Origin of the sequence: Salmonella sp. SAL00670 (assembly GCF_046552235.1) — a bacterium.
In the GTDB taxonomy this organism is placed as follows: domain Bacteria; phylum Pseudomonadota; class Gammaproteobacteria; order Enterobacterales; family Enterobacteriaceae; genus Salmonella; species Salmonella enterica.
On sequence record NZ_JBGDUO010000001.1, the window covers coordinates 237,369 to 261,450 of the forward strand.

Here is a 24,082-nt window from a genome sequence, read left to right on the forward strand (position 1 = left end):
GTGGCATCCTGACAGGAGCCAGTGTTTATGGACTGCTGACCTGTATTAGCTCAGACCTGAACTGGTTACTGTGTTGTAGCATCGTGGGATTTTGCATTTTTTGATGAGTGTCAATTACTAAATTCGTAGGCGATTCTTGGTGGTGATGTGTGACCCATCTCTTTTAAAATGATATTGGTATACTCGACTACCGGGCCTCTTGGATTACTGTCTTCTTTGTCCTGAAGGTGAGTCAACGCGTGTACAACTTCATGAATAAATGAGCGTGTTGTATCAAATGGTTGTGGGCCATCATTACTTTCATAACACTCTGGTATTGAATCATCGTCTGTATCATCCAGGTTGAGGGCAATCACTTTTCTGCCTTCTGAACTCTCCAGGTCTTCATCAGTTACGGTAGTACCAAAGTTTTCTCCGGCTCCCAGCAACCAGCGTTGTTCTACATCATGCAATTCCTGGTCGTAGGCATAATTCATCAGTCTGCGGAATGTCCCGCTTTGAGTGTATGCATCTTCAAGTATGCGTGATAGCACCTCACGGCATTCATCATAGGTATCATCATCAATTTCGATATCAGGGTCCATTCCTCCTGGTCCAGAGATAAGGTATTCAGCAAGACACATTGGTTCCAGCCTGGCTTTATCATCGGTAGCAAGACCATCATGTTGGAGGCGTAATTGCGAAGGATTATCTTGGTGTTCTGGAAGGTCTGGAAATACCTTGCTGTCATGAGGATGGGATAATCCATATGTTGACATCATATTATTGATAAATATTGGTTTAATTCCTGCTGGCATGATGAGTTACACATCCTTTTTATTACATGGAATTAACATTCTATAAATAGCATGTTTTTGTCAAACAGAATTCACTCAGCACGCAATCAATTAAGCTAAAAGCTAAATTTGCAGTATTTGTGCCTCACCTCCATTAAAATTGTACTCTGCGTGATTTTACTTTCAGATTCTGCAACCACAGGCAATCCTGTTTTACAAGATATTAAACCCTGCAACCCAACCATTTCACTCACTCTAGTTACCATCCGAAATCATCGGAGGTGAGGCTTATGAAAATGAATGACAAGACTCCTGAATTCTGGGCTGCGGTTTTGACCGGACTCAAAAATGCGTGGCCCCAGATACTTGGGGCGTTAATGGCCGGACTCATTGCCTACGGCCGACTGATATACGACGGCGCCACCCGTAAAAATAAATGGCTTGAGGGCGTCCTGTGTGGCGCTCTTTCCTTATGTGTCACCAGTGCGCTTGATGTGGTAGGCCTGCCGGTTTCCATTTCGCCTTTCGTTGGCGGAATTATTGGCTTTGTCGGTGTGGACAAGCTGCGCGAAATCGCAATTAGCGCACTCAAAAAACGTGCAGGGGTTAATGATGAGAATCAGTGAAAAAGGCATTACCCTAATCAAAGAGTTTGAAGGTTGTAGCCTGACAGCTTATCCGGACTCGGGAACGGGGGGAGATCCCTGGACGATTGGTTATGGCTGGACCCACTCTGTTGACGGTAAGCCAGTTAAGCCCGGAATGATGATTGACGAGGCTACTGCCGAGCGCTTGCTTAAAACTGGTTTAGTCGGTTATGAAAATGATGTGTCCAAACTGGTTAAGGTCAAGTTGACACAAGGCCAGTTTGATGCGCTGGTGTCGTTCGCGTACAACCTCGGCGCCCGGACATTATCCTCATCAACTCTGCTGCGGAAGCTAAACGCTGGTGATTACGCCGGCGCCGCTGATGAGTTCCTGCGCTGGAATAAGGCTGGTGGCAAAGTACTGAACGGGCTTACCCGTCGGCGTGAGGCGGAGCGTGCTCTGTTCCTGTCATGATGTTCAACTGGAAAACGATGTTTGTTGGCCTGTTGCTCGTCTCGCTAATTGTTGCCGGTCGGCTGGCAAATCACTACCGCAATAACGCTATCACTTACAAGTACCAGCGTGATACTGCTACTCACAACCTGAAGCTGGCGAACGAGACAATTACCGATATGACGAAGCGCCAGCGTGACGTTGCCGCCCTCGATGCAAAATACACAAAGGAACTAGCTGATGCACAAAACAGGAATACTGATTTGCAGCGCCGCCTTGCTGCTGGTAGCCGGGTGCGTGTCGAAGGACGCTGTACAGTGCCAACCACAACCACAACCAAAACCGCCAGTACCCGCCGCGTGGGCAATGCTGCCACCGTCGAACTCTCTCCAGTTGCTGGACAAAACGTTCTCGATATCCGCGCCGGAATCATCAGCGATCAGGAAAAACTGAAGTATTTGCAGGAGTACATCCGGACGCAGTGCAAATAAAAAATTCCCGCAGGAGGGAAAAGGAGCTTACCTGCGGGGGAGTTTCAGAAATGCATAAACATGACAATGTCTCTGGGTCTGCGTACTACCACATCGCGTTTTTATCGTACTGATATAAGCCAGTTTTCGTACACCTCAAAAACGTAACCAGACGCTAAAAACTGGTACACCTCATGAAATAACCCAGTGGCTGAAAAGTTTGGTGTTGGAACGAATCCCCTGACCAGGCTGGCATTTATTTTATCTGAATATTGACGCTGTATTTTTTCGCTTTGTTTTTACGGGCTTCATTACGTGTCTGAAGTACTCTCAGTTCGTATTTTCCGGACGCCGGTAGCGTGTACTGGCCATTGCCATCCAGTTCAGATGAATATCTGGACAGGTCAACGGAATCGCTAATTCCTGGCCCGAACAGGTAGGTATCTGCGCCTTCATTCGAAATACTTACATGTACTTTCTGCCCCTTTCTGGCCTGGAAGTTATATGTATCGTAATCGTATCCCTTTATTACGCCGGAATAGCGGGCGCTATTTTGTCCTTTATCGAATTCGACATTCACGTTTTTACCAGTTGCAAAGCCAGCTGAGGTTAGCAGTGCAAAAAGAAAAACAGTTTTAGCGATACTCTTGAATTTCATATGTAAGACCCTCAGTCAGCGTTAAAATGATTAATTGTTATATTGTAACAATAACTGTTCGGTTTTTTCCAGGGTCCTTTCCGGGAACTCTGCCTGTTACGGGGCGGCAGCGTCGCAGGATTTCACTCCTTATGAAAATTTTCAGGGAAAAGCCAGATCCGTTCTTCTTATCGTTTATTTCCTGTTTTTAAAGGTTTTTTTAGAAAAAAGAAAGGATCTGCTGGATAACGTTTTTAGTTAAAAACGAAGGTCGCAGATCCTTTCCTGTTTCCGGGAGACTTTTCCATGAACGTGAATAAAAAAAAACTGGCTGAAATTTTTGGTTGTGACGTCAGAACTGTCACAGCCTGGCAAAGCCAGGGGCTGCCACTTGTTTCCGGAGGAGGAAAAGGTAACGAAGCAGTGTTCGACACCGCGGCAGCGATTTCATGGTACGCGGAGCGTGATGCGTCTATTGAAAATGAAAAGCTGCGTAAAGAGGTTGATGATTTACGTGCCGCTGCGGAATCAGATCTTAATCCCGGCACCATCGACTATGAGCGCTACCGCCTGACAAAAGCCCAGGCGGATGCGCAGGAACTTAAAAATGCTGAGCGCGAAGGGCTGGTTCTTGAGACCGAATTGTTCACCTACATCCTGCAACGGGTGGCTCAGGAAATAGCAGGGATACTGTCAAGGGTACCGCTGGTATTACAGCGCAAATATCCTGATCTGTGCCAGTCGCACATCGATGTGGTCAGAACGGAAATCGCCAGGGCGTCAGGCAGGGCCGCCACGATAGCGGATGTGGAGAAGTGGACCGATGATTTCCGGAGAGCGCAGGGCGAATAATGCCAACAGAGCCATAACTAACGGGCTGATAGCGCTTCATATTCCCGTACCGCTTACCACCGTGCAGTGGGCTGATGAGTATTACTATCTGCCAAAAGAGTCCTCCTACACCCCCGGCAAATGGGAAACGCTGCCGTTTCAGGTAGCGATAATGAACGCGATGGGGTATGAACTGATCCGCGTTGTAAACCTCATTAAGTCTGCCCGCGTGGGCTATACCAAAATGTTGCTGGGGGTGGAAGGCTATTTCATAGAGCACAAGTCGCGCAACAGCCTGCTGTTCCAGCCGACCGACTCATCCGCTGAGGATTTTATGAAATCCCACTTGGAGCCGACTATCAGGGATGTTCCTGTATTGCTGGAGCTGGCCCCCTGGTTCGGGCGTAAACATCGTGATAACACGCTTACCCTGAAACGCTTTTCTTCCGGTGTCGGGTTTTGGTGCCTCGGCGGTGCAGCAGCCAAAAACTACCGTGAAAAATCGGTGGATGTGGTTTGCTATGACGAATTGTCATCTTTTGAGCCGGATGTCGAGAAAGAAGGTTCGCCGACGCTGCTGGGGGATAAACGTATTGAAGGTTCTGTCTGGCCTAAATCCATTCGGGGCTCCACACCAAAAGTCAAAGGGTCATGCCAGATTGAAAAGGCGGCAAATGAATCGGCGCATTTTATGCGTTTTCATGTACCGTGTCCGCACTGTGGCGAAGAACAGTACCTTAAATTCGGTGATGGCAGTACGCCGTTCGGTCTGAAATGGGAGAAAAGCAAGCCGGAGACGGTGTATTACCTTTGTGAACATAATGGATGCGTGATCCGTCAATCGGAACTTGATCAGAAAGCAGGCCGCTGGATTTGCGATAACACAGGCATGTGGACACGCGATGGACTGGCTTATTTCAGCGCGTCCGGTGAGGAGGTTCCGCCGCCACGATCCATTACCTTTCATATCTGGACGGCTTACAGTCCCTTTACCACCTGGATACAGATTATTTATGACTGGCTGGATGCGCTGAAAGATCCAAATGGTGTGAAAACCTTTATAAACACCACTTTGGGCGAGCCTTATGAAGAGGCGGTGGCCGAAAAACTCAGCCATGAGCTTTTGCTGGAAAAAGTGATTCATTATGCGGCGCCGGTTCCGGAGCGGGTGGTGTATCTGACCGCTGGTATCGACTCCCAGCGTAACCGTTATGAAATGTATGTCTGGGGCTGGGCGCAGGGCGAAGAGGCTTTCCTTATTGATAAGCAAATTATCATGGGACGGCATGATGATGAAGATACCCTGCAGCGTGTGGATGCCGTCATTAATAAAAAATATCGTCATGCTGACGGGACGGATATTTCCATTTCCCGTATCTGCTGGGATATCGGCGGTATCGATGCAGAAATCGTCTATAAACGCTCAAAAAAACACGGCATTTTCCGCGTGCTGCCTGTCAAAGGGGCCTCCGTTTACGGAAAACCCGTTATTACCATGCCTAAAAAACGCAACCAGAGCGGGGTATTCCTGTGCGAAATCGGTACTGATACTGCCAAAGAAATGCTTTACGCCAGAATGGGGGCGGTTGCTGCGCCTGCCGACGAAGCCACGCCTTATGCGATCCGCTTTCCGGATAATCCGGATGTTTTTACGGAGGTGGAAGCGAAGCAACTGGTAGCCGAAGAGCTGGTGGAGAAACTGGTTAACGGAAAATTCCGGCTGTTATGGGATGCCAAAGGACGTCGTAACGAAGCGCTGGATTGTCTTGTCTATGCCAGTGCAGCGTTACGGGTGTCTGTGCAGCGCTGGCAACTGGATCTGGAGGCGCTGGCGACATCAAGGAAAAGCGAAGAGCAGGATACCCCGACACTTGAACAACTGGCCGCAATGCTGGCAGGAGGAGTTAATGGCAACAATCACTGAGCTACAGGAAGCCCGCGTCGCGCTGCATGACCTGATGACGGGAAAACGGGTGGCGACGGTTCAGAAAGACGGGCGACGGGTTGAATTTACCACGACATCGGTGGGGGAGCTGAAAAAATATGTCGCGGAACTTGAGGCGTCACTGTGCAATGGTCGCCGCCGGGCACCTGTGGGGGTGAGACTGTGAAGCGCACCCCGGTTCTGGTGGATGTTCACGGCACGCCGCTGCGGGAAAGTCTGGGATACACCGGCGGGGGGATCGGTTTCGGCGGACAGATGGCTGACTGGATGCCCCCGGCGGAAAGCGTGGATGCCGCGCTGCTGCCTTCGTTGCGCCTCGGCAATGCGCGGGCTGATGATCTGGTCCGTAATAATGGTATTGCAGCAAATGCGGTGGCGCTGCACAAGGATCATATTGTCGGACACCTGTTTCTTATCAGCTATCGTCCAAACTGGCGCTATCTTGGTATGCGTGAGAGCGCAGCGAAGAGTTTTGTGGATGAGGTTGAAGCTGCATGGACAGAATATTGCGATGGTATTTTTGGCGAAATGGATGCCGAGGGGAAGCGTACTTTTACAGAGTTCATCCGTGAAGGCGTGGGCGTTCACGCCTTTAATGGTGAAATTTTTCTCCAGCCTGTCTGGGACGCTGAAACCACGCAGGTTTTCCGTACCCGATTCAAGGCTGTCAGTCCGAAACGGGTGGACACACCGGGGTATGCCCGCGGAAACCGCCAGCTTCGCGCAGGAGTGGAAACGGACCGGAATGGAAAAGCCCTCGCCTATCATGTCTGTGATGATGACTGGCCGGTGGCTGGTGGGGAACGCTGGACCCGTATTCCTCGTTTTCTGCCGTCCGGACGACCCGCGATGTTACATATTTTCGAGCCGGTTGAGGACGGACAGACGCGCGGTGCCAATCAGTTTTACAGTGTGATGGAGCGGCTGAAGATGCTTGATACCCTGCAGGCAACGCAGCTTCAGTCCGCGATTGTCAAAGCCATGTACGCCGCCACGATCGAAAGCGAACTCGATTCCGAGAAAGCCTTTGAATACATCACGGCGGCAGATAACAAAGATACGCCCCTTGTTAACATGCTCGCAAATTATGCCCGCTATTACAGTACCAACAGTATCAAACTGGGAGGTGTAAAAATTCCCCACCTGTACCCGGGTGATGAGCTGAATCTGCAGACTGCGCAGGATTCCGATAATGGCTTTTCGGCGCTGGAGCAGGCGCTGCTCCGGTATATTGCCGCCGGGCTGGGGGTCTCTTATGAGCAGCTTTCGCGTGATTATTCTCAGGTCAGCTATTCCAGCGCCCGCGCATCTGCCAATGAGTCCTGGCGCTATTTCCTGGGGCGGCGCCGGTTCATTGCCGGACGGCTGGCGACACAAATGTTTTCCTGCTGGCTGGAGGAGGCGCTGATACGGGGAGTTATCCGGGCACCCCGGGCCAGGTTTTCCTTCTGGGAGGCCCGATCCAGCTGGAGCCGATCGGAGTGGATTGGTGCCGGACGTATGGCGATTGACGGACTCAAGGAGGTTCAGGAAGCCGTGATGCGTATTGAGGCCGGGCTGAGTACCTATGAAAAAGAACTCGCCATTATGGGCGAGGATTACCAGGAGATATTCCGCCAGCAGGTCAGGGAATCCGAAGAACGGCGGACAGCCGGACTTTCGCGTCCGGTATGGATCACCGATACCTATCAACAACAGATCGCGGCGAGCCGTCAGACGGAGGAGGAAAAGCGTGCAACGTAATCTCCCGCACATCATCAGCCAGGCAACCAGTGCTCCGTTGCTGCTTGAACCCGCCTATGCGCGGGTTTTCTTTTGCGCGCTGGGCAGGGAGTCAGGCATTAACAGCCTGCACATTCCCGGTAATAACGAAAGTCTGGATCAGTCGGATATGGCACTGGTCACAGGCGATTTTATGGCGACCGGAAAGCCGCAGGCACGTTTTTATCAGGTAGTGAACGGTATTGCGGTATTACCCGTGACCGGAACACTGGTTCATAAACTCGGCGGAATGCGTCCCTTTTCAGGGATGACCGGCTATGACGGTATCACTGCCCGGCTACAACAGGCGGTTTCAGATCCGGAGGTAAAAGGCATTCTGCTGGATATTGACAGCCCCGGCGGTCAGGCTGCCGGGGCGTTTGACTGTGCTGACATGATTTACCGGATGCGCGAACAGAAACCTGTCTGGGCACTGGCAAATGAAACAGCCTGTTCGGCGGCCATGTTGCTGGCGGCAGCCTGTTCGCACCGCCTTGTGACCCAGACGTCCAGAATGGGATCAATTGGTGTGGTGATGGCGCATACCAGTTACGCCGAAAAACTGAAACAGGAAGGGATCGATATCACCCTTATCTATTCTGGCGCACACAAGGCTGATCTGACGCCCAGCCAGAAATTACCGGAAAGCGTCCATGCCGACTACCAGCAGCGAATGGACGAGGCCAGAAAGATGTTTGCAGAAAAAGTGGCCCGGTACACGGGGTTGTCTGTCGATGCGGTAATGGCGACGGAGGCGGCAGTGTATGACGGGCAGGCCATTATCACTACCGGACTGGCAGATGGAATGGTGAATGCTGCTGACGCCATCGGCGTGATGGCAGAAGCTATCAACAGTAACAAGACAGGAGGCACTATGCCTGAATTAAGTGCAGCTGACGCTGTCACGCAGGAAAACCAGCGCGTAATGGGAATTCTGGTTTGCCCGGAGGCCAGGGGGCATGAGGCACTGGCACAGATGCTGGCCGGGCAGCCGGGAATGAGCGTTGCTCAGGCGAAGTCTATTCTGGCTGCCGCCGCGCCGGCGGATACGACCAGCACCGCTGACCGTATGCTTGCCCTGGAAGAAGCTGGTGGTCGGGAAACACTCGCACAGACACTGGCGGCCATGCCGGAGATGACGGTGGAACAGGCCAGAACCATTCTGGCAGCATCGCCGATCGCTGCGGCAACGTCACTTTATGATGCCGTGATGGCGCTTGATGAGGCGAAAGGCCGTGAAGAGTTGGCGGAAAAACTGGCTGTCATGCCTGGTATGACCACAGATCAGGCCCGTGACCTGCTGGCTGCCGCGCCGGACAAATCCGGTAATGCGGGGCTGAGCATGAACAACGCATTTGATGCTTTCATGCAGTCTCATTCCCCGGACCCCGTATCCGGCGGCAAAGGCCACAGTAATGATACCGAAACGACGTTGTTGATGAGTATTCCCGGTACTTCAGCCACCTGATAAGGAGACAGTATGTCATTTACCACCACTATTGAGAAACGTGCGGATAACCGCATTTTCGCCGGTAACGATCCGGCACATACCGCAACGGGAGTCAGCGGGATAACGGCGGCCACACCGATGCTGACGCCCCTGATGCTGGATGATACCACCGGGAAACTGGTGGCCTGGGACGGGCAGAAGGCCGGAACGGCGGTCGGGGTTCTGGCCCTTGAGCTGGACGGGTCGGAAAACCTGCTGACGTACTGGAAGAGCGGCACCTTTGCCACAGAATCACTGGCATGGCCGAAGAGTGTGGATGCCATTAAGCAGGCAAATGCATTCGCCGGAAGCGCCGTCAGTCACGCCGCTTTACCGTAATAAGAAGGCCGCGAAGCGGCCTTTATCGTATTTAACGTCCGGAGGACACCATTTATGGGATTGTTTACCACCCGCCAGTTGCTGGGTTATACCGAGCAGAAAGTTAAATTTAATCCACTCTTCCTGAGCCTGTTTTTTCGCCGTACTGTGACATTTCCTACCCAGGAAGTCATGCTGGACAAAATTACCGGAAAAACACCGATTGCCGCTTATGTATCTCCGGTGGTTGGAGGGAAGGTTCTGCGTAACCGCGGCGGGGAAACGCGCGTACTGCGTCCGGGGTATGTCAAACCGAAGCATGAAGTTAACTATGCGCAGGTTGTTGAGCGTCTGCCGGGTGAAGACCCGGCCAGGCTTAACGATCCGGCCTACCGTCGTCTGCGCATTCTGACCGATAACCTGAAGCAGGAAGAGAAGGCCATCGTCCAGGTGGAGGAGATGCAGGCCGTCAGTGCGGTGCTGAACGGGAAATACACCATGCAGGGCGAGCAGTTTGACACCGTGGAGGTGGATTTTGGTCGCTCCGCCGGGAATAACATTATTCAGGCCACAGGTAAAAAATGGTCAGAGCAGGACAGGGAAACCTTTGACCCGACTTATGATCTGGATATGTACTGCGACCAGGCATCCGGTCTGATCAATATTGCCGTGATGGACGGGAAAGTCTGGCGTCTGCTGAACGGTTTTAAGCTGTTCCGTGAAAAACTGGATACACGCCGCGGTTCAAATTCTCAGCTGGAAACGGCGGTGAAGGACCTTGGGGCTGTGGTGTCGTTCAAGGGGTATTACGGAGATTTGGCCATTGTGGTGGCTAAAACATCCTATGTTGCTGATAACGGGACCGAAAAGCGTTACCTGCCTGAAGGGACTCTGGTTCTGGGAAATACGGCGGCAGAAGGTATCCGCTGCTATGGTGCCATTCAGGATTCACAGGCGCTCGCGGAGGGTATTGTTGCCGCCACCCGTTATCCCAAACACTGGCTGACGGTGGGGGACCCGGCGAATGAATATACCATGACGCAGTCTGCGCCGCTGATGGTCCTGCCGGACCCGGATGAGTTTGTCATTGTCACTGTCGGTTAAGCATCCCAAAAGGCCTGATTCAGGCCTTTATTGTTACAAATTGCGGGAGGATCTTTTATGGCAACAAAAGAAGAGAATATACAGCGTCTGCGGGAGCTTGCGACGCGGCTTGGTCGTGATCCGGATGTGTCCGGGAGCGCCGCTGAACTCAGCCAGCGTGTCATGGAATGGGAAGAGGAAGCGGAGGCGGAGCATTTGCCTGCTGTGGAAAATGACAGTGATGAATCCATAGTGCCGCCCGGGATCGGGCAAAGATCCGAACGGGTACTTATCAGGGCGCTTCGTACACTACACATCTGCGCCATCGATCCGGACAGTAACCGGGAACTGGATATGGTTATGGCGGGAAACCCGGCGCGTATTTCGCAACACGATGTGGACGAGCTGATTGCTGCAGGACTTATTATTGAACTGTAAGGGTGGCGATATGTCGCAGTCCGAAAACCTGTTTGATACCGCGATTTCTCAGGCTGATGATGCCATCCTCCGGGTGATGGGAACGGTAGCAACAATAACCTCCGGCGTTCTGGCTGGGGCCACGCTTACGGGCGTATTTGACGATCCTGAAAGTGTGTCGTATGCCGCCGGAGGTGTCCGGATTGAGGGGGACAAGCCTACATTTTTTGTCAAAACATCCCTGACAGTCCATCTGAAGCGCCCGGACACACTAACCATTCTCGGTGACACCTTCTGGGTGGATCGCATCACTCCGGCTGGTGGAGACAGCAGTATTATTCTGCTGGGCAGGGGGGAGCCGCCGACGGATAACCGGCGCAGGACGGGAGGAATGTTTGACTGCTCCCCGCCCTGAAGGACGGGGATTCCCACTTCAACGAGCCGAACCTAAGCCGCTTTGAGCGATTCAGGATTTACAGGCTCTCCGTGGGCTAACACTGCCAGCCCGGCAGCTTTGATATTACGTGCCGCGTTAACGTCCCTGTCGTGGTCAGTTCCGCACTCAGGGCACTGCCATTTACGAACATCAAGAGGCATTTTTTTCATGGTGAAACCGCAACAGCTACAGCGTTTTGAGGACGGGAAAAACTGGTCAATGGCGACTACTGACCGCCCGGCCCATTCGCCTTTGTACTGGAGCTGGCGCACAAGTTCGCCCCAGCTCGCGTCTGCTATCGCTTTGGATAGCGACGGGTTGCGGAGCATGTTCTTCACTTTCAGGGATTCGACGCAAACAACTTGGTTATCGTTAATCAGTTTGCGGGATGCCTTGTGCAGGGCATCCAGTCGGCAATCAGCAATTTTCGCGTGGAGTCGGGCCACCTTTAAGCGGGCTTTGGCGCGGTTCTTTGAGCCTTTGGCCTTTTTGCTTAACCGGCGCTGGAGTAGTGCCAGGCGAGCCGCGTATTTAGCGGTATGGCGGGGATTGCCGGACCTGAATCCGGTATCGGTGACGAACAAATCTTTTAAACCAACATCAATGCCGACCATTGAAGAGGTGATCGGCAGTGATGCGGATTCAAATTCGCAAAGGCACGAAACAAAGTACCGCCCTGCGGCATCTTTGGAAATGGTGACGGTAGACGGCACGGACGGCAGCGGACGACTCCAGCGCACGTCTAAGGGGATTTTGTTCTTTGCCATGTACAGCTTGCCGTCGCGGTATTTAAACGCGCTCGCAGTGAACTCAGCCGCCTGCTTGTGCCGTTTGCTTTTGAAAGCCGGATATGCAGCCCGTCCGGCGAAGAAGTTAGCAAAGGCGGTTTGTTGGTGGCGCAAAGACTGCTGGAGGGGAACGCAGGAAACGTCGTTAAGCCAGGCAAATTCCGGCTCCTTTTTCAGCGCCGTAAGGCGAGCGTTGGCCTGTAGGTAACCGATCTTTTCCTTTCGCTCGTAGTACGCATCGGTACGCCAGCGGAGGATGGAGTTGTAGACGAAACGCACACAACCGAACGTCTGAGCTAAAAGCTCAGCCTGCTCAGTCGTGGGGTAAAACCGGTATTTATATGCGCGTTTCATAGCCTCACATATTAAAGAGGAAAATGTGATTATGCAAAAGACAGTTAGCCGGAAAACCGCCTCCTTTCCTCCCCGGCCAGAAGGCCGGGGTTTCCCGGAGGCATTCTGATGAAAGGGCTTGAAAATGCGATCCGGAATCTGAACAGCCTTGACCGACAGATGGTTCCCCGGGCCAGTATCTGGGCTGTGAATCGCGTGGCGCAGAAAGCTGTTTCAGTGGCAACCCGTAAGGTGGCGCGGGAGACTGTCGCCGGAGATAACCAGGTAAGAGGACTTCCGCTGAAGCTGGTTCGCCAGAGGGTGAGGTTATTTAAAGCCGGTACAGACGGTAAACGCTCTGCCCGGATACGGATTAACCGGGGAAACCTTCCCGCCATAAAGTTGGGCGCTGCACAGGTCAGGATGAGCAAACGGAGGGGCAAACTGCTGTATCGTGGAAGTGTGCTGAAAATCGGGCCATATCTGTTCCGGGATGCCTTTATTCAGCAACTGGCTAACGGACGCTGGCATGTTATGCGACGCGTTAACGGGAAAAACCGTTATCCAATTGATGTAGTGAAAATTCCTCTTTCCGGACCATTGACTCAGGCATTCGAAAGCGCCACACAAAGTTTGATTGACGAGGAAATACCGAAGCAATTGGGGTATGCCCTGAAACAACAACTGAGGCTTTATCTTTCACGATGAGCAAACACACATTAATCCGCCGGGCCGTTCTGGAAAAGCTGGAATCCGTGACTGGCGCACCTGTCACTCTTTTTGATGGACTTCCTGCTTTCGTAGAACAGGAAGATTTACCCGCAATAGCTGTCTGGCTGACAGACGCACAGTATACAGGCCTTATGACCGATGAGGATGACTGGCAGGCTACTCTCCATACGGCAGTTTTTCTGAGGGCTCAGGCTCCTGATACAGAGCTTGATATCTGGATGGAAGAAAAAATCTTTCCTGCGCTGGAAGAGGTTAGTGGTCTGGAGCGCCTTATCGATACCATGACCCCGCTGGGTTATGACTACCAGCGTGACAGCGAAATGGCAACGTGGGGGATGGCAGAAATTACTTACCGGATCACCTATACCAACTGAGGAGGATATGATGGGAACACCAAACCCACTGGTAAAAACGAAAGGCGCCGGAACCACATTCTGGCTGTATACCGGCAGCGGCGATGCGTTTAAAAATCCACTGGCTGATGATGACTGGCTGCGACTGGCAGGTATTAAGGATCTGCAGCCCGGAGAAATGAGTGCAGATGCGGAAGACGATGACTATCTTGATGATGAAAATGCCGACTGGAAAAGCACTACGCAGGGGCAGAAAAGCGTCGGTGACACCACGGCCACGCTGGCCTGGAAACCCGGTGAGACCGGACAGAAAAAACTGGTTGAGCTGTTTGACACCGGCGAAGTTCGCGCCTTCCGTATCAGGTATCCTAACGGGACGGTTGATGTGTTCCGCGGCTGGCTGAGTTCACTGGGTAAAACCGTGACGTCCAAAGAGGTGATGACACGCAGCGTAAAAATCACCGGCGTCGGGCGTCCTTCTCTTGCGGAGGAGGATACACCTGACGTAGTCAGCGTATCCGGCGTGACCGTTGCGCCGGCCAGTGCCACGGTGGCTGCCGGAGCCACCACCACGCTGACATTTACGGTAAAACCTGATAACGCGTCAGATAAAACGCTGCAGGTTGCGACCGCCGATCCGCTGATCGCCACCGTCACGCTGAAGGATAATGTGGCCACGGTTAAAGGCGTGAAGGCGGGCAGCGTGAATATTGTTGGCATCAGCAGTGACGGCAGTCTTGTCGCGGTGGCAGCAGTGACAGTGACGGCGTCATAACCCTCTCTTATCAGTCCGCCCCGGTTCCGGGGCTTCTATGGAAAATCATCATGTTTCTCAATACAGACACCTTTAACTACGGTGGGCATTCCATCGTGCTCAGTGAGCTTTCTGCCCTGCAACGTGTGGATTATCTGAAGTTTATTCAGCAGCGGACGGCAGACTATGACGCACAGCCTGAAACCCTGACGGAAGCAGAGCGTCAGACAGAATTTATGCAGATGGGGGTGGATATTAATGCATGGCTGGTATCCCGCTCCCTGTGTGAAAGCAAAAAAGAGGAGGAGGCCCGCGCCCTGTATGAGTCCGTCAGACTGGAATGGTCTTATGAGGCGCTGGGACGTGGCGCTGATATGGTTCTGTCCCTGAGTGGTATGCGTCTTCCGGCATCGCAGGAAGACGACAGCGGGAGTGAAAAGGACACGACCACGCCGGAAAAGTCCTGAACCGGGAGCTGGCGTTTGTGATGCGGCTCGCGCGTGAGTTCCGGCGACCAGACTGGCGGCAGATGCTGGCGGAAATGAGTGCGACAGAGCTGGGTGAGTGGGCGGAGCATTTCGGGAAGAACAGCTTCAGTGACATGTTGCTGGATGCGGAGTTTGCAACGCTGAAATCGCTGATTTCCGGACTGGTTACAGGCACGCATCACGATGCAGAAATGTTCAGCCTGATCACTGATCCTGAGTCGTTGCACGAAAAAACGGATGATGAACTGATGATCCTGGGCGAAGGTATTACCGGAGGTGTCCGCTATGGACCAGATAGCGAACCTGGTCATTGATTTAAGTATCGACAGCGCAGAGTTCCGAAACGAAGTTCCGCGCATTAAAAAATTGCTGAACGATGCGGCTGGTGACTCAGAACGTTCAGCGGCCCGGATGCAGCGTTTTCTGGATAAGCAGACGGAGGCGACGCGCCGGACGTCCGCCAGTCTGGAGCAAGTGACTGCCAGCAGTACCGCGTACAGTTCCGCTGTGGAGAAAAGCGCAGCGGCCAGTACGCGTCTGGCGGCGGATGTGGATCAGACGCGACAGCGGGTGGAGGCACTGGGAAGGAAACTGCGTGAGGAACAGGCGCAGTCAGCGGCTGTGGCGGCAGCACAGGACAGGACAAGTGCTGCTTTTTACCGCCAGATTGACAGTGTAAAACAGTTAAGCGGTGGTCTGCAGGAGCTGCAGCGTATCCAGGCGCAGGTACGACAGGCGAAAGGACGCGGAGATATCTCACAGGGCGATTATCTGGCGCTGGTGTCTGAAACCGCCAGGAAGACCCGTGAGCTTACCGATGCCGAAGCGCTGGCCACGCAGAAAAAAGCACAGTTTATACGCCGCCTGAAAGAGCAGACGACGGTACAGGGCCTCTCCCGTACCGAGCTGCTGCGGGTGAAGGCGGCTGAACTGGGTGTCAGTAGCGCCGCAGATATTTATATCCGTAAACTGGAGCGTACCGGAACTGCCACCCATACGCTAGGACTGAAAAGCGCTGCTGCCCGTCGTGAACTGGGCGTGCTGGCTGGTGAGCTGGCCCGTGGGAATTTCGGGGCACTGCGGGGAAGTGGTATTACGCTCGCTAACCGCGCCGGGTGGATCGAGCAACTGATGTCTCCGAAGGGCATGATGCTCGGCGGGCTGGCTGGCGGCGTGGCTGCTGCTGTTTACGGGCTGGGCAAGGCCTACTATGAAGGCGCTAAGGAAAGCGAGACGTTCAATAAACAGCTTATTCTGACCGGGAGTTATGCCGGAAAAACCACAGGCCAGCTTAATGCGATGGCGAAGTCGCTCGCCGGAAATGGCGTCACGCAGCACGACGCTGCAGGCGTGCTGGCACAGGTGGTCGGTAGCGGAGCGTTTACCGGGCAGGCAGTGGCAATGGTATCCCGTACCGCGACCAGAATGCAGGAAAACGTTGGACAATCAGTGGATGAAACCATCCGCCAGTTTAAACGCCTGCGGGATGATCCGGTGAATGCGGCGAAAGAACTGGACAGGACACTGCATTTTCTGACCTCCACCCAGCTTGAACAAATCAGGGTACTGGGCGAGCAGGGAAGAGTGGCTGATGCCGCGAAAATTGCCATGTCCGCGTATTCGGAAGAAATGAATAAGCGGATGGGAGACGTACACGACAATCTGGGCTGGATTGAAAGAGCATGGAATGCTGTCGGTGATGCGGCGAAGTGGGCATGGGATCGGATGCTGGATATCGGGCGGGAAGATACGCTCGATGAAAAGATCGCGACACTGCAGGAAAAAATCGCGCGCGGCAGAAAAACGCCCTGGACGGTGTCTTCCTCCCAGACTGAATACGATCAGCAGCAGCTGAACGAACTTAAGGAACAGAAACGCCAGAAGGACCTGCTGGATGCGAAGGCGCAGGCAGAGCGTAATTATCAGGAAACGCAGAAACGTCGGAACGAGCAGAATGCCGCGCTGAACCGGGATAATGAAACTGAATCCCTGCGGCACCAACGGGAGGTGGCGCGCATTACCGCCATGCAGTATGCCGATGCTGCTGTACGCAATGCCGCACTGGAGCGCGAAAATGAACGTCATAAAAAGGCGTTGTCACAACAGGCGAAAAAGCCAAAGACTTACCACAACGACGAGGCCAGGCGACTGCTTTTGCAGTACAGCCAGCAACAGGCGCAGACTGAAGGGCAGCTTGCCGCCGCGAAGCTTTCCACGACCGAAAAAATGACGGAAGCGCATAAGCAGCTTTTGTCATTTCAGCAGCGCATCGCTGATTTGTCCGGTAAAAAACTGACGGCGGATGAACAAAGCGTACTGGCACATAAGGATGAAATCGCGCTTGCGCTACAGAAGCTGGATATCTCACAACAGGATTTGCAACACCAGAATGCCCTTAATGAACTGAAGAAAAAGACGCTCACATTGACCAGCCAGCTCGCTGACGAAGAATCCCGCGTCAGGCAACAGCACGCAATGGCGCTGGCCACAATGGGTATGGGCGATCAGCAACGTGGCCGATACGAAGAGCGTCTGAAAATTCAGCAGCACTACCAGGAACAACTGGAGCAGCTTAAACGCGACAGCAAGGCAAAAGGGACATACGGTTCTGACGAATATCGTCAGGCGGAGCAGGCGCTGAAGGGCAGTCTCGATCGCCGGCTGGCTGAGTGGGCGGATTACAATGCGAAAGTTGACGCTGCGCAGGGAGACTGGACGCTGGGGGCGTCGTGGGCGCTGGATAACTTTCTGGCGCAGGGCGGCAATGTGGCAGGCATGACGGAGAACGTTTTCACAAACGCATTTAACGGCATGGCGGACAGTATCGCGAATTTTGCCGTGACCGGAAAGGGCAGTTTCCGGAGCCTGACGGTCTCCATCCTGGCTGACCTTGCAAAAATGGAGGCACGTATTGCGGCTTCTAAACTGTTGGGTTCAGTGCTGGCAATGTTCGGCTTTGGCACATCGGCAGGCGGCAGTACACCATCAGGGGCATACAGTTCTGCGGCGCTGTCGGTTATTCCGAATGCGGACGGCGGCGTGTACCGTTCGGCAGGACTCAGCCAGTACAGCGGCAGCATTGTTAATCGCCCGACATTTTTTGCTTTTGCCAAAGGTGCCGGGGTGATGGGCGAGGCAGGACCGGAGGCAATATTACCACTTCGTCGTGGTGCTGACGGTAAGCTGGGTGTCGTGGCAGCCGGTTCAGGAGGGATGGCGATGTTTGCGCCTGAGTACAACATTGAAATCCACAACGACGCCGGCAACGGACAGATTGGTCCGCAGGCATTACAGGCCGTATATAACATTGGAAAAAAAGCCGCCATTGATTTCTGGCAACAGCAGTCGCGTGACGGGGGTATTGCTGGAGGAGGGCGATAACAATGGAAACATTTAACTGGAAGATCCGCCCTGATATGACAGTGGAATCAGAACCAAAAGTCACCTCCATAAAACTGGGTGACGGGTATGAACAACGGCGTCCAGCCGGGCTGAACAACCATCTGGCGAAGTATAACGTAACGGTCCGGATTCGTAAGGGAGAACATCAGAATCTTGAGGCATTTTTATCCCGCCACGGTGGAGTGAAATCCTTTCTCTGGACACCGCCTTATACCTGGACACAAATTCGGGTGATTTGCCGCAAATGGTCGATTAGCGTTGGCTCTCTTTGGGTGACTGTGACCACGACTTTTGAACAGGTTGTTATCTGAGGAGGAGTGATGCAGGACATTTCGCAGGATACGCTGAACGAAGCCGCTAAACTGGCGCAGTCCGCCAGGATCACTTTGTGGGAAATCGATCTGACACAGTCTGGCGGTGATCGTTATTTTTTTTGTAACGAGGCGAATGAAAAGGGGGAGGCGGTTACCTGGCAGGGACAGAAATATGATGTTTATCCTGTAGAGGGTAGCGGATTTGAAATGAACGGCAAAGGCGCAGCTGCGCGCCCGTCACTGAAGGTATCCAATCTTTACGGTATGGTGACCGGAATGGTGGAGGATTTGCATAGCCTGGTTGGAGCGACGGTCATCCGCAGGATAGTGTATGCCCGGTTTCTCGATGCCGTTAATTTTCAAAGCGGCAACCAGGAGGCCGACCCGGAGCAGGAGTCTGTAAGCCGCTGGGTGATCGAGCAGTGCAGTGATCTGACGGCGGTAAGTGCGACATTTGTCCTGGCAACACCGACTGAAACAGACGGATGTGTCTTCCCCGGGAGGATTATGCTGGCCAATACCTGTACATGGATATACCGCTCTGACGAATGCGGCTATACGGGACCAGCTGTCGCGGATGAATTTGATAACCCTACCGCCGATCCGGCAAAAGATGCCTGCAGCCGCTGCGCCCGGGGATGCGCCCTGCGTAACAATACCGGAAACTTTGGCGGTTTCCTCTCCATTAATAAACTTTCACAGTAAATCTTCATGAAAGAACAGGATATTCTGGCGCACGCCCGACGGTGTGCGCCTGCGGAGTCGTGTGGCTTCGTGGTGAGAACACAGGCGGGAGAACGGTATCTCCCCTGTGTGAATATTTCTGCCGCGCCGGAGGATTATTTCCGTATGGCGCCGGAGGACTGGCTGAGGGCTGAAACGCAGGGGGATATTGTGGCGCTGGTTCACAGCCATCCTGGCGGCCAGCCGTATCTGAGCGATGTGGACCGCAGGCTGCAGGTTCAAAGCGACCTGCCGTGGTGGCTGGTATGCGCCGACCAGGTACATAAATTCCGCTGTGTGCCACACCTGACCGGACGACAGTTTAAACATGGGGTTTTTGACTGTTACACGCTGTTCCGTGATGCCTATCATCTGGCGGGGATTGATATGCCGGATTTTCACCGGGACGACGACTGGTGGCGGCATGGTGACAATCTCTATCTGGATAATCTGGAGACGACGGGATTTTACCGTGTCAGCGCAGCCAGTGCGCAGCCCGGCGACGTGCTGATTTGCTGCTTTGGCTCCTCCGTTCCGAACCACGCAGCGATTTACTGCGGCGACGGAGAGCTGCTGCACCATATTCCTGAACAACTGAGTAAACGTGAGAGGTATACCGACAAATGGCAACGACGCACGCACTCCATCTGGCGACACCGGGCATGGCGCGAATTTGCCTTTACGGGGATCTGCAACGATTTTGCCGCCGCGTCAGCCTGCAGGTAGCCAGTGGTGCTGAAGCTGTCCGGGCACTGGCGGTACAGTTGCCCGGTCTCCGGCAGAAACTGAACGACGGCTGGTATCAGGTACGCATAGCCGGAGACGATGTTACGGCTGATACCCTGACAACCAGCCTGCATGACCCGCTGCCGCCTGGCGCGGTGATTCATATTGTGCCGCGTCTGGCCGGGGCCAAATCTGGCGGGGTGTTTCAGGCGGTGCTTGGTGCGGCGCTGATTGCCGTTGCCTGGTGGAACCCGGCAGGCTGGCTGGGAGCGGCGGCGGTATCCGGCATGTATATGACCGGGGCGTCGATGATTCTGGGCGGTATGGCGCAGATGCTGGCACCAAAACCCAAAATGTCCGAAATGAGGCAGACCGATAACGGCAGGCAGAACACGTATTTCTCGTCGCTGGATAATATGGTTGCCAACGGTAACATGTTGCCGGTGCTGTACGGCGAGATGCAGGTGGGGTCACGCGTGATTTCCCAGGAAGTCAGTACCGCTGATGAAGGAGATGGTGGTCAGGTTGTGGTGATTGGCCGCTGACAACAGAACAGATTCAGACAGAACCGCCTCCGGGCGGTTTTGTCGTTTTACGGGGTAATAAATGGGAAAGGGCGGCGGAAAAGGGCATACGCCCCGCGAGGCACCGGATAACCTTAAATCCACGCAGCTGCTGAGCGTCATCGATGCCATCAGCGAGGGACCGATAGAAGGCCCGGTGAACGGTCTGCACAGTGTTCTGGTAAACCAGACGCCGGTGGTGGACCGCGACGGTAACACGAATATCCACGGCGTGAAGGTGGTATACCGCGTCGGTGAGCAGGAACAGACCCCGCTGGAGGGATTTGAATCGTCCGGCGCCGAGACGGTGCTTGGTGTACAGGTCAAATACGACAATCCGGTGACCAGAACCATCACGGCTGCAAATATTGACCGCCTGCGTTTTACGTTCGGCGTGCAGTCACTGGTGGAGGCCAACAGCAAGGGCGACCGCAATCCGACATCGGTCAGGCTGCAAATCCATCTTGAGCGCTATGGTCAGTGGGTGGTGGAAAAAGAGATTACGATTACCGGGAAAACAACCACACAGTATCTGGCCTCGGTGATAGTGGATAATCTCCCTCCCCGGCCATTTGGTATCCGGATGGTACGAGTGACGGCAGACAGTACCACTGACCAGTTACAGAACAACACGGTCTGGTCGTCGTATACCGAGATTATTGATGTCCGGCAGCGCTATCCCAACACCGCCGTAATTGGCCTGCAGGTGGAGTCTGAGCAGTTCGGCAGCCAGCAGGTGACGCGAAATTACCATTTTTTCGGGCGGATTATTCATGTGCCGTCGAATTACGATCCGGTAGCGCGAACCTACAGCGGCATCTGGGACGGCACGTTCAAGCCTGCATACAGCAATAATCCGGCGTGGTGTCTCTGGGATGTGCTGACACATCCCCGTTATGGCATGGGACAGCGAATCGGCGCGGCGGACGTGGACAGGTGGGCGCTGTATGCAATAGGCCAGTACTGCGACCAGATGGTCCCTGACGGATTCGGCGGGACAGAGCCGCGTATGACCTTTAATGCGTATCTGGCACAGCAGCGTAAGGCGTGGGATGTGCTGACCGACTTCTGCTCCGCCATGCGTTGTATGCCGGTGTGGAACGGGCAGATGATGACCTTCGTGCAGGACAGGCCCTCGGATACAGTCTGGACCTATACCCGCAGCAATGTGGTAATGCCGGATGAGGGCACACCGTTCCGTTACAGCTTCAGTGCGCGGAAGGACCGCCATAATGCGGTAGAGGTGAACTGGATCGACCCTGATAATGGCTGGCAGACATCCACGGAACTGGTGGAAGACACGGTCGCCATCAGTCACTACGGACGCAATCTGGTAAAAATGGATGCGTTTGGCTGTACCAGTCGCGGGCAGGCGCACCGCGCCGGGCTGTGGCTGATAAAAACGGAGCTGCTGGAAACCCAGACGGTTGATTTTAGTGTGGGTGCGGAGGGGCTGCGCCACGTTCCCGGTGATGTGATTGAGGTTTGCGACGAGGATTATGCCGGCATCAGCCTGGGCGGGCGGATTCTGTCCGTTGACCGCGCCCGCCGCATTCTGACCCTTGACAGGGAGATTACCCTGCCGTCGTCCGGCACCACGCTGATAAGCCTGATGGATGGCGAAGGCTTGCCGGTCAGCGTGGACGTGCAGTCTGTTACCGACGGTGTGCAGGTTCAGGTCAGCCGGATACCGGACGGCGTGGCGGAATACAGCGTCTGGGGGCTGAAACTGCCGTCGCTGCGCCAGCGTCTCTTCCGGTGTGTGGCTGTCCGGGAAAACGACGACGGAACGTATGCCATCACCGCCGTACAGCATGTGCCGGAAAAAGAGTCCATCGTGGACAACGGGGCATCATTCGATCCGCAACCCGGAACGATTCACGGCACCGTTCCCCCGGCGATACAGCATCTGACCACAGAAATTCTGGCGGAGGAGGGACAGTATCAGGTACTGGCGCGCTGGGACACACCGCGAGTCGTTAAGGGCGCCTCGTTTTCTTTGCGCCTGAACGTGGCGGCGGAAGATGGCAGTGACCGGCTGGTAAGCAGCGCAGGAACGCCGGATACGCAGTACCGGTTCCGGGGGCTGACGCCGGGGCGCTACACCCTGTCCGTCAGGGCGGTGAACAGCCAGGGACAACAGGGAGACCCGGCCAGCACACAGTTCAGCATCTCCGCGCCGGCGGCACCATCATTTATCGAACTCACCCCTGGCTATTTCCAGATTACAGCCACACCGCGTCAGGCGGTATACGACCCGACGGTGCAGTATGAGTTCTGGTTTTCAGACGCGCAGATTACGGATATCCATCAGGTGGAAAACGCCGCACGATATCTGGGAAAGGCGCTGTACTGGATAGCGGCCAGTGTGAATATCAGGCCCGGCAGGGATTACTATTTTTATATCCGGGCGGTAAATCAGGTCGGTAAATCCGCATTCGTGGAGGCGACCGGGCAGGCCAGCAACGATGCCGCAGGCTATCTGGATTTTTTCAAAGGGCAGATAACTGAAAGTCACCTGGGTAAGGAACTGCTGGAGAAGGTGGAACTGACGGAGGATAACGCCAGCAAACTGCAGCAGTTTTCGAAGGAGTGGCAGGATGCTAACGATAAATGGAACGCCATGTGGGGCATCAAAATAGAGCAGACCAAAGACGGCAAATATTATGTGGCCGGACTTGGACTGAGCATGGAAGACATGCCTGACGGGAAGATAAGCCAGTTCCTGGTGGCGGCGGATCGCATTGCTTATATTAACCCGGCAAACGGAAACGAGACGCCCGGATTCGTCATGCAGGGCGACCAGATAATCATGAATGAGGCGTTCCTGAAATATCTGAGCGCGCCGACCATTACCAGTGGCGGGAATCCTCCGGCATTTTCCCTGACGCCGGATGGAAAGCTGACTGCGAAAAATGCGGATATCAGCGGGCATATCAACGCTGTATCTGGCTCGTTTACGGGAGAAATCAATGCCACCTCCGGTAAGTTTTCTGGCGTGATAGAAGCGAGAGAGTTTGTCGGTGATATCTGCGGCTCAAAAGTCATGCAGGGCGTGAGCATCAGGGCGACGAACGACGAACGCAGCACCTCAACACGGTATACCGACAGCGCCACCTATCAGATAGGGAAAACCATCACGGTGATGGCTAACTGTGAGCGTAACGGTGGCTCCGGTGCCATCACCGTCACGATAAATATTAACGGACAGGTGAAAACGGCGGAGGTTATGCCGTATACCGCAGGGATTCCGGCCATGTATCAGACCGTTGTCTTTTCGGTCTACACCACTTCACCTGTCGTGGATATCAGCGTCTCTCTGAGGGTCCGTGGGCAGTACACCACTGAAGCTTCTGTCTGGCCGCTGGTGATGGTTTCCCGTTCTGGGAGCAACTTCACAAACTGACCGGATTTCCGGTCCCTTTCGTTTAACAAGGAACAGATATGACTATGTCGCGCGTAATTTCTCTGGCGGCAGGGCTTTCCCTGTCCGTTTTATTTTCCACTGCTGCCGTTGCCGATAACGGAAGAGGAAGCGGCAACAGCAATATTGAAAACCAGACCCGGATTTATACCGGCACCGACCGTGGGCAGAAACAGCACCGTGAGGCAAAGGGAAAAACAATCACGCGGAGCGTCCAGTGTTCTCTGCCGGCATATTTACGTGACCCGGATAATCAGTGCTGAGATGTGAATAAATCT

The 24,082-nt window shown here is 54.0% G+C and carries 27 protein-coding genes; 24 read left to right on the forward strand and 3 right to left on the reverse strand.

Going from position 1 to position 24,082, the window contains the following annotated elements; all coding sequences use genetic code 11:
* Window positions 1-110: 110 nt before the first annotated feature.
* On the reverse strand, window positions 111-797 hold the full coding sequence (gene gtgA / locus ACLJRS_RS01130) for a type III secretion system effector protease GtgA (RefSeq protein WP_001110788.1): 687 nt from the start codon (window positions 795-797) through the stop codon (window positions 111-113).
* Window positions 798-1,072: 275 nt separating this feature from the next.
* On the opposite strand from gtgA, the gene ACLJRS_RS01135 reads away from it, so the two are divergent.
* The 3 genes from ACLJRS_RS01135 to ACLJRS_RS01145 are packed head-to-tail and all read left to right on the forward strand — an operon-like array spanning window position 1,073 to window position 2,308.
* Window positions 1,073-1,402, forward strand: coding sequence for a phage holin, lambda family (locus ACLJRS_RS01135; RefSeq protein ID WP_001574216.1), 330 nt, complete (start codon window positions 1,073-1,075; stop codon window positions 1,400-1,402).
* Window positions 1,386-1,838 carry a lysozyme gene (locus tag ACLJRS_RS01140; protein WP_000984587.1) on the forward strand — a complete coding sequence of 151 codons (453 nt, stop codon included), beginning with the start codon at window positions 1,386-1,388 and terminating at the stop codon, window positions 1,836-1,838. Before ACLJRS_RS01135 ends, ACLJRS_RS01140 begins: the two co-directional genes overlap by 17 nt.
* Before the next feature lie 17 nt (window positions 1,839-1,855).
* A complete protein-coding gene (locus tag ACLJRS_RS01145) occupies window positions 1,856-2,308 on the forward strand; it encodes a lysis protein (protein ID WP_001533543.1) in 453 nt (150 codons plus the stop codon).
* Window positions 2,309-2,543: 235 nt separating this feature from the next.
* On the opposite strand, the gene pliG is transcribed toward ACLJRS_RS01145, so the two are convergent.
* Window positions 2,544-2,945, reverse strand: a complete 402-nt coding sequence (gene pliG / locus ACLJRS_RS01150; protein ID WP_000669693.1) for a g-type lysoyme inhibitor PliG — start codon at window positions 2,943-2,945, stop codon at window positions 2,544-2,546.
* A gap of 285 nt (window positions 2,946-3,230) precedes the next feature.
* On the opposite strand from pliG, the gene ACLJRS_RS01155 reads away from it, so the two are divergent.
* Genes ACLJRS_RS01155 through ACLJRS_RS01195 form a run of 9 tightly spaced genes read left to right on the forward strand, consistent with a single transcriptional unit; the run spans window position 3,231 to window position 11,183 of the window.
* Window positions 3,231-3,776 carry a terminase small subunit gene (locus tag ACLJRS_RS01155; protein WP_001102153.1) on the forward strand — a complete coding sequence of 182 codons (546 nt, stop codon included), beginning with the start codon at window positions 3,231-3,233 and terminating at the stop codon, window positions 3,774-3,776.
* Window positions 3,748-5,679: a phage terminase large subunit family protein gene (locus ACLJRS_RS01160; RefSeq protein ID WP_000623086.1), complete on the forward strand. Its 1,932-nt coding sequence runs from the start codon at window positions 3,748-3,750 to the stop codon at window positions 5,677-5,679. Before ACLJRS_RS01155 ends, ACLJRS_RS01160 begins: the two co-directional genes overlap by 29 nt.
* A complete protein-coding gene (locus ACLJRS_RS01165; RefSeq protein WP_000201416.1) occupies window positions 5,663-5,866 on the forward strand; it encodes a phage head-tail joining protein in 204 nt (67 codons plus the stop codon). The genes ACLJRS_RS01160 and ACLJRS_RS01165 overlap by 17 nt, the downstream gene beginning before the upstream one ends.
* Window positions 5,863-7,443, forward strand: a complete 1,581-nt coding sequence (locus tag ACLJRS_RS01170; protein ID WP_000831820.1) for a phage portal protein — start codon at window positions 5,863-5,865, stop codon at window positions 7,441-7,443. The genes ACLJRS_RS01165 and ACLJRS_RS01170 overlap by 4 nt, the downstream gene beginning before the upstream one ends.
* Window positions 7,433-8,929: a S49 family peptidase gene (locus ACLJRS_RS01175; RefSeq protein WP_001189495.1), complete on the forward strand. Its 1,497-nt coding sequence runs from the start codon at window positions 7,433-7,435 to the stop codon at window positions 8,927-8,929. Before ACLJRS_RS01170 ends, ACLJRS_RS01175 begins: the two co-directional genes overlap by 11 nt.
* 12 nt (window positions 8,930-8,941) lie before the next feature.
* Complete coding sequence (locus tag ACLJRS_RS01180; protein ID WP_000011260.1) at window positions 8,942-9,289, forward strand: head decoration protein; 348 nt, start codon at window positions 8,942-8,944, stop codon at window positions 9,287-9,289.
* A 54-nt stretch (window positions 9,290-9,343) separates the two neighbouring features.
* Entirely contained in the window at window positions 9,344-10,372 is a 1,029-nt protein-coding gene (locus ACLJRS_RS01185; protein ID WP_000522566.1) for a major capsid protein, read from the forward strand.
* Window positions 10,373-10,429: 57 nt separating this feature from the next.
* Complete coding sequence (locus tag ACLJRS_RS01190) at window positions 10,430-10,789, forward strand: DNA-packaging protein FI (protein WP_000201486.1); 360 nt, start codon at window positions 10,430-10,432, stop codon at window positions 10,787-10,789.
* A 10-nt stretch (window positions 10,790-10,799) separates the two neighbouring features.
* Window positions 10,800-11,183 carry a head-tail joining protein gene (locus ACLJRS_RS01195; protein ID WP_000083292.1) on the forward strand — a complete coding sequence of 128 codons (384 nt, stop codon included), beginning with the start codon at window positions 10,800-10,802 and terminating at the stop codon, window positions 11,181-11,183.
* Window positions 11,184-11,215: 32 nt separating this feature from the next.
* Here the strand turns inward: ACLJRS_RS01195 and ACLJRS_RS01200 are convergent, their stop codons facing one another.
* Entirely contained in the window at window positions 11,216-12,346 is a 1,131-nt protein-coding gene (locus ACLJRS_RS01200) for an RNA-guided endonuclease InsQ/TnpB family protein (protein ID WP_000817265.1), read from the reverse strand.
* A gap of 108 nt (window positions 12,347-12,454) precedes the next feature.
* Here ACLJRS_RS01200 and ACLJRS_RS01205 point away from each other — a divergent pair, with 108 nt between their 5' ends.
* From ACLJRS_RS01205 to ACLJRS_RS01260, 12 genes are all read left to right on the forward strand, one after another.
* On the forward strand, window positions 12,455-13,033 hold the full coding sequence (locus ACLJRS_RS01205; RefSeq protein ID WP_000677089.1) for a phage tail protein: 579 nt from the start codon (window positions 12,455-12,457) through the stop codon (window positions 13,031-13,033).
* Window positions 13,030-13,431, forward strand: a complete 402-nt coding sequence (locus tag ACLJRS_RS01210; protein ID WP_000033885.1) for a phage minor tail U family protein — start codon at window positions 13,030-13,032, stop codon at window positions 13,429-13,431. Before ACLJRS_RS01205 ends, ACLJRS_RS01210 begins: the two co-directional genes overlap by 4 nt.
* Window positions 13,432-13,438: 7 nt before the next feature.
* Window positions 13,439-14,185: a phage tail tube protein gene (locus ACLJRS_RS01215; protein ID WP_000971954.1), complete on the forward strand. Its 747-nt coding sequence runs from the start codon at window positions 13,439-13,441 to the stop codon at window positions 14,183-14,185.
* A 50-nt stretch (window positions 14,186-14,235) separates the two neighbouring features.
* Entirely contained in the window at window positions 14,236-14,631 is a 396-nt protein-coding gene (gene gpG / locus ACLJRS_RS01220; protein ID WP_000479607.1) for a phage tail assembly chaperone G, read from the forward strand.
* Window positions 14,628-14,966, forward strand: a complete 339-nt coding sequence (locus ACLJRS_RS01225) for a phage tail assembly protein T (RefSeq protein ID WP_010989052.1) — start codon at window positions 14,628-14,630, stop codon at window positions 14,964-14,966. The genes gpG and ACLJRS_RS01225 overlap by 4 nt, the downstream gene beginning before the upstream one ends.
* On the forward strand, window positions 14,938-18,033 hold the full coding sequence (locus ACLJRS_RS01230) for a phage tail tape measure protein (RefSeq protein ID WP_410957739.1): 3,096 nt from the start codon (window positions 14,938-14,940) through the stop codon (window positions 18,031-18,033). The genes ACLJRS_RS01225 and ACLJRS_RS01230 overlap by 29 nt, the downstream gene beginning before the upstream one ends.
* Before the next feature lie 2 nt (window positions 18,034-18,035).
* A complete protein-coding gene (locus ACLJRS_RS01235; RefSeq protein WP_000447370.1) occupies window positions 18,036-18,365 on the forward strand; it encodes a phage tail protein in 330 nt (109 codons plus the stop codon).
* 9 nt (window positions 18,366-18,374) lie between these two features.
* On the forward strand, window positions 18,375-19,073 hold the full coding sequence (locus tag ACLJRS_RS01240; RefSeq protein ID WP_001152686.1) for a phage minor tail protein L: 699 nt from the start codon (window positions 18,375-18,377) through the stop codon (window positions 19,071-19,073).
* Between the two features lie 6 nt (window positions 19,074-19,079).
* Complete coding sequence (locus ACLJRS_RS01245) at window positions 19,080-19,817, forward strand: C40 family peptidase (protein WP_000662738.1); 738 nt, start codon at window positions 19,080-19,082, stop codon at window positions 19,815-19,817.
* On the forward strand, window positions 19,715-20,362 hold the full coding sequence (locus ACLJRS_RS01250) for a tail assembly protein (RefSeq protein ID WP_001750110.1): 648 nt from the start codon (window positions 19,715-19,717) through the stop codon (window positions 20,360-20,362). Before ACLJRS_RS01245 ends, ACLJRS_RS01250 begins: the two co-directional genes overlap by 103 nt.
* Before the next feature lie 61 nt (window positions 20,363-20,423).
* A complete protein-coding gene (locus ACLJRS_RS01255; protein ID WP_000514902.1) occupies window positions 20,424-23,786 on the forward strand; it encodes a host specificity protein J in 3,363 nt (1,120 codons plus the stop codon).
* 38 nt (window positions 23,787-23,824) lie between these two features.
* A complete protein-coding gene (locus tag ACLJRS_RS01260) occupies window positions 23,825-24,067 on the forward strand; it encodes a hypothetical protein (protein ID WP_000178849.1) in 243 nt (80 codons plus the stop codon).
* Window positions 24,068-24,082 lie beyond the last annotated feature (15 nt).

Excerpts from the sequence above, each read along its gene's own strand:
- ACLJRS_RS01190 (WP_000201486.1), top strand. The coding sequence starts at position 10,430 with ATGGCAACAAAAGAAGAGAATATACAGCGTCTGCGGGAGCTTGCGACG.
- ACLJRS_RS01135 (WP_001574216.1), top strand. The coding sequence starts at position 1,073 with ATGAATGACAAGACTCCTGAATTCTGGGCTGCGGTTTTGACCGGACTC.
- ACLJRS_RS01260 (WP_000178849.1), top strand. The coding sequence starts at position 23,825 with ATGACTATGTCGCGCGTAATTTCTCTGGCGGCAGGGCTTTCCCTGTCC.
- ACLJRS_RS01230 (WP_410957739.1), top strand. The coding sequence starts at position 14,938 with ATGGACCAGATAGCGAACCTGGTCATTGATTTAAGTATCGACAGCGCA.
- ACLJRS_RS01215 (WP_000971954.1), top strand. The coding sequence starts at position 13,439 with ATGATGGGAACACCAAACCCACTGGTAAAAACGAAAGGCGCCGGAACC.
- gpG (WP_000479607.1), top strand. The coding sequence starts at position 14,236 with ATGTTTCTCAATACAGACACCTTTAACTACGGTGGGCATTCCATCGTG.
- ACLJRS_RS01160 (WP_000623086.1), top strand. The coding sequence starts at position 3,748 with ATGATTTCCGGAGAGCGCAGGGCGAATAATGCCAACAGAGCCATAACT.
- ACLJRS_RS01180 (WP_000011260.1), top strand. The coding sequence starts at position 8,942 with ATGTCATTTACCACCACTATTGAGAAACGTGCGGATAACCGCATTTTC.
- ACLJRS_RS01165 (WP_000201416.1), top strand. The coding sequence starts at position 5,663 with ATGGCAACAATCACTGAGCTACAGGAAGCCCGCGTCGCGCTGCATGAC.
- ACLJRS_RS01200 (WP_000817265.1), bottom strand. The coding sequence starts at position 12,346 with ATGAAACGCGCATATAAATACCGGTTTTACCCCACGACTGAGCAGGCT.
- ACLJRS_RS01185 (WP_000522566.1), top strand. The coding sequence starts at position 9,344 with ATGGGATTGTTTACCACCCGCCAGTTGCTGGGTTATACCGAGCAGAAA.
- ACLJRS_RS01235 (WP_000447370.1), top strand. The coding sequence starts at position 18,036 with ATGGAAACATTTAACTGGAAGATCCGCCCTGATATGACAGTGGAATCA.
- gtgA (WP_001110788.1), bottom strand. The coding sequence starts at position 797 with ATGCCAGCAGGAATTAAACCAATATTTATCAATAATATGATGTCAACA.
- ACLJRS_RS01255 (WP_000514902.1), top strand. The coding sequence starts at position 20,424 with ATGGGAAAGGGCGGCGGAAAAGGGCATACGCCCCGCGAGGCACCGGAT.
- ACLJRS_RS01155 (WP_001102153.1), top strand. The coding sequence starts at position 3,231 with ATGAACGTGAATAAAAAAAAACTGGCTGAAATTTTTGGTTGTGACGTC.
- ACLJRS_RS01240 (WP_001152686.1), top strand. The coding sequence starts at position 18,375 with ATGCAGGACATTTCGCAGGATACGCTGAACGAAGCCGCTAAACTGGCG.
- ACLJRS_RS01205 (WP_000677089.1), top strand. The coding sequence starts at position 12,455 with ATGAAAGGGCTTGAAAATGCGATCCGGAATCTGAACAGCCTTGACCGA.
- ACLJRS_RS01145 (WP_001533543.1), top strand. The coding sequence starts at position 1,856 with ATGTTTGTTGGCCTGTTGCTCGTCTCGCTAATTGTTGCCGGTCGGCTG.
- ACLJRS_RS01245 (WP_000662738.1), top strand. The coding sequence starts at position 19,080 with ATGAAAGAACAGGATATTCTGGCGCACGCCCGACGGTGTGCGCCTGCG.
- ACLJRS_RS01210 (WP_000033885.1), top strand. The coding sequence starts at position 13,030 with ATGAGCAAACACACATTAATCCGCCGGGCCGTTCTGGAAAAGCTGGAA.
- ACLJRS_RS01195 (WP_000083292.1), top strand. The coding sequence starts at position 10,800 with ATGTCGCAGTCCGAAAACCTGTTTGATACCGCGATTTCTCAGGCTGAT.
- ACLJRS_RS01250 (WP_001750110.1), top strand. The coding sequence starts at position 19,715 with ATGGCAACGACGCACGCACTCCATCTGGCGACACCGGGCATGGCGCGA.
- ACLJRS_RS01140 (WP_000984587.1), top strand. The coding sequence starts at position 1,386 with ATGATGAGAATCAGTGAAAAAGGCATTACCCTAATCAAAGAGTTTGAA.
- pliG (WP_000669693.1), bottom strand. The coding sequence starts at position 2,945 with ATGAAATTCAAGAGTATCGCTAAAACTGTTTTTCTTTTTGCACTGCTA.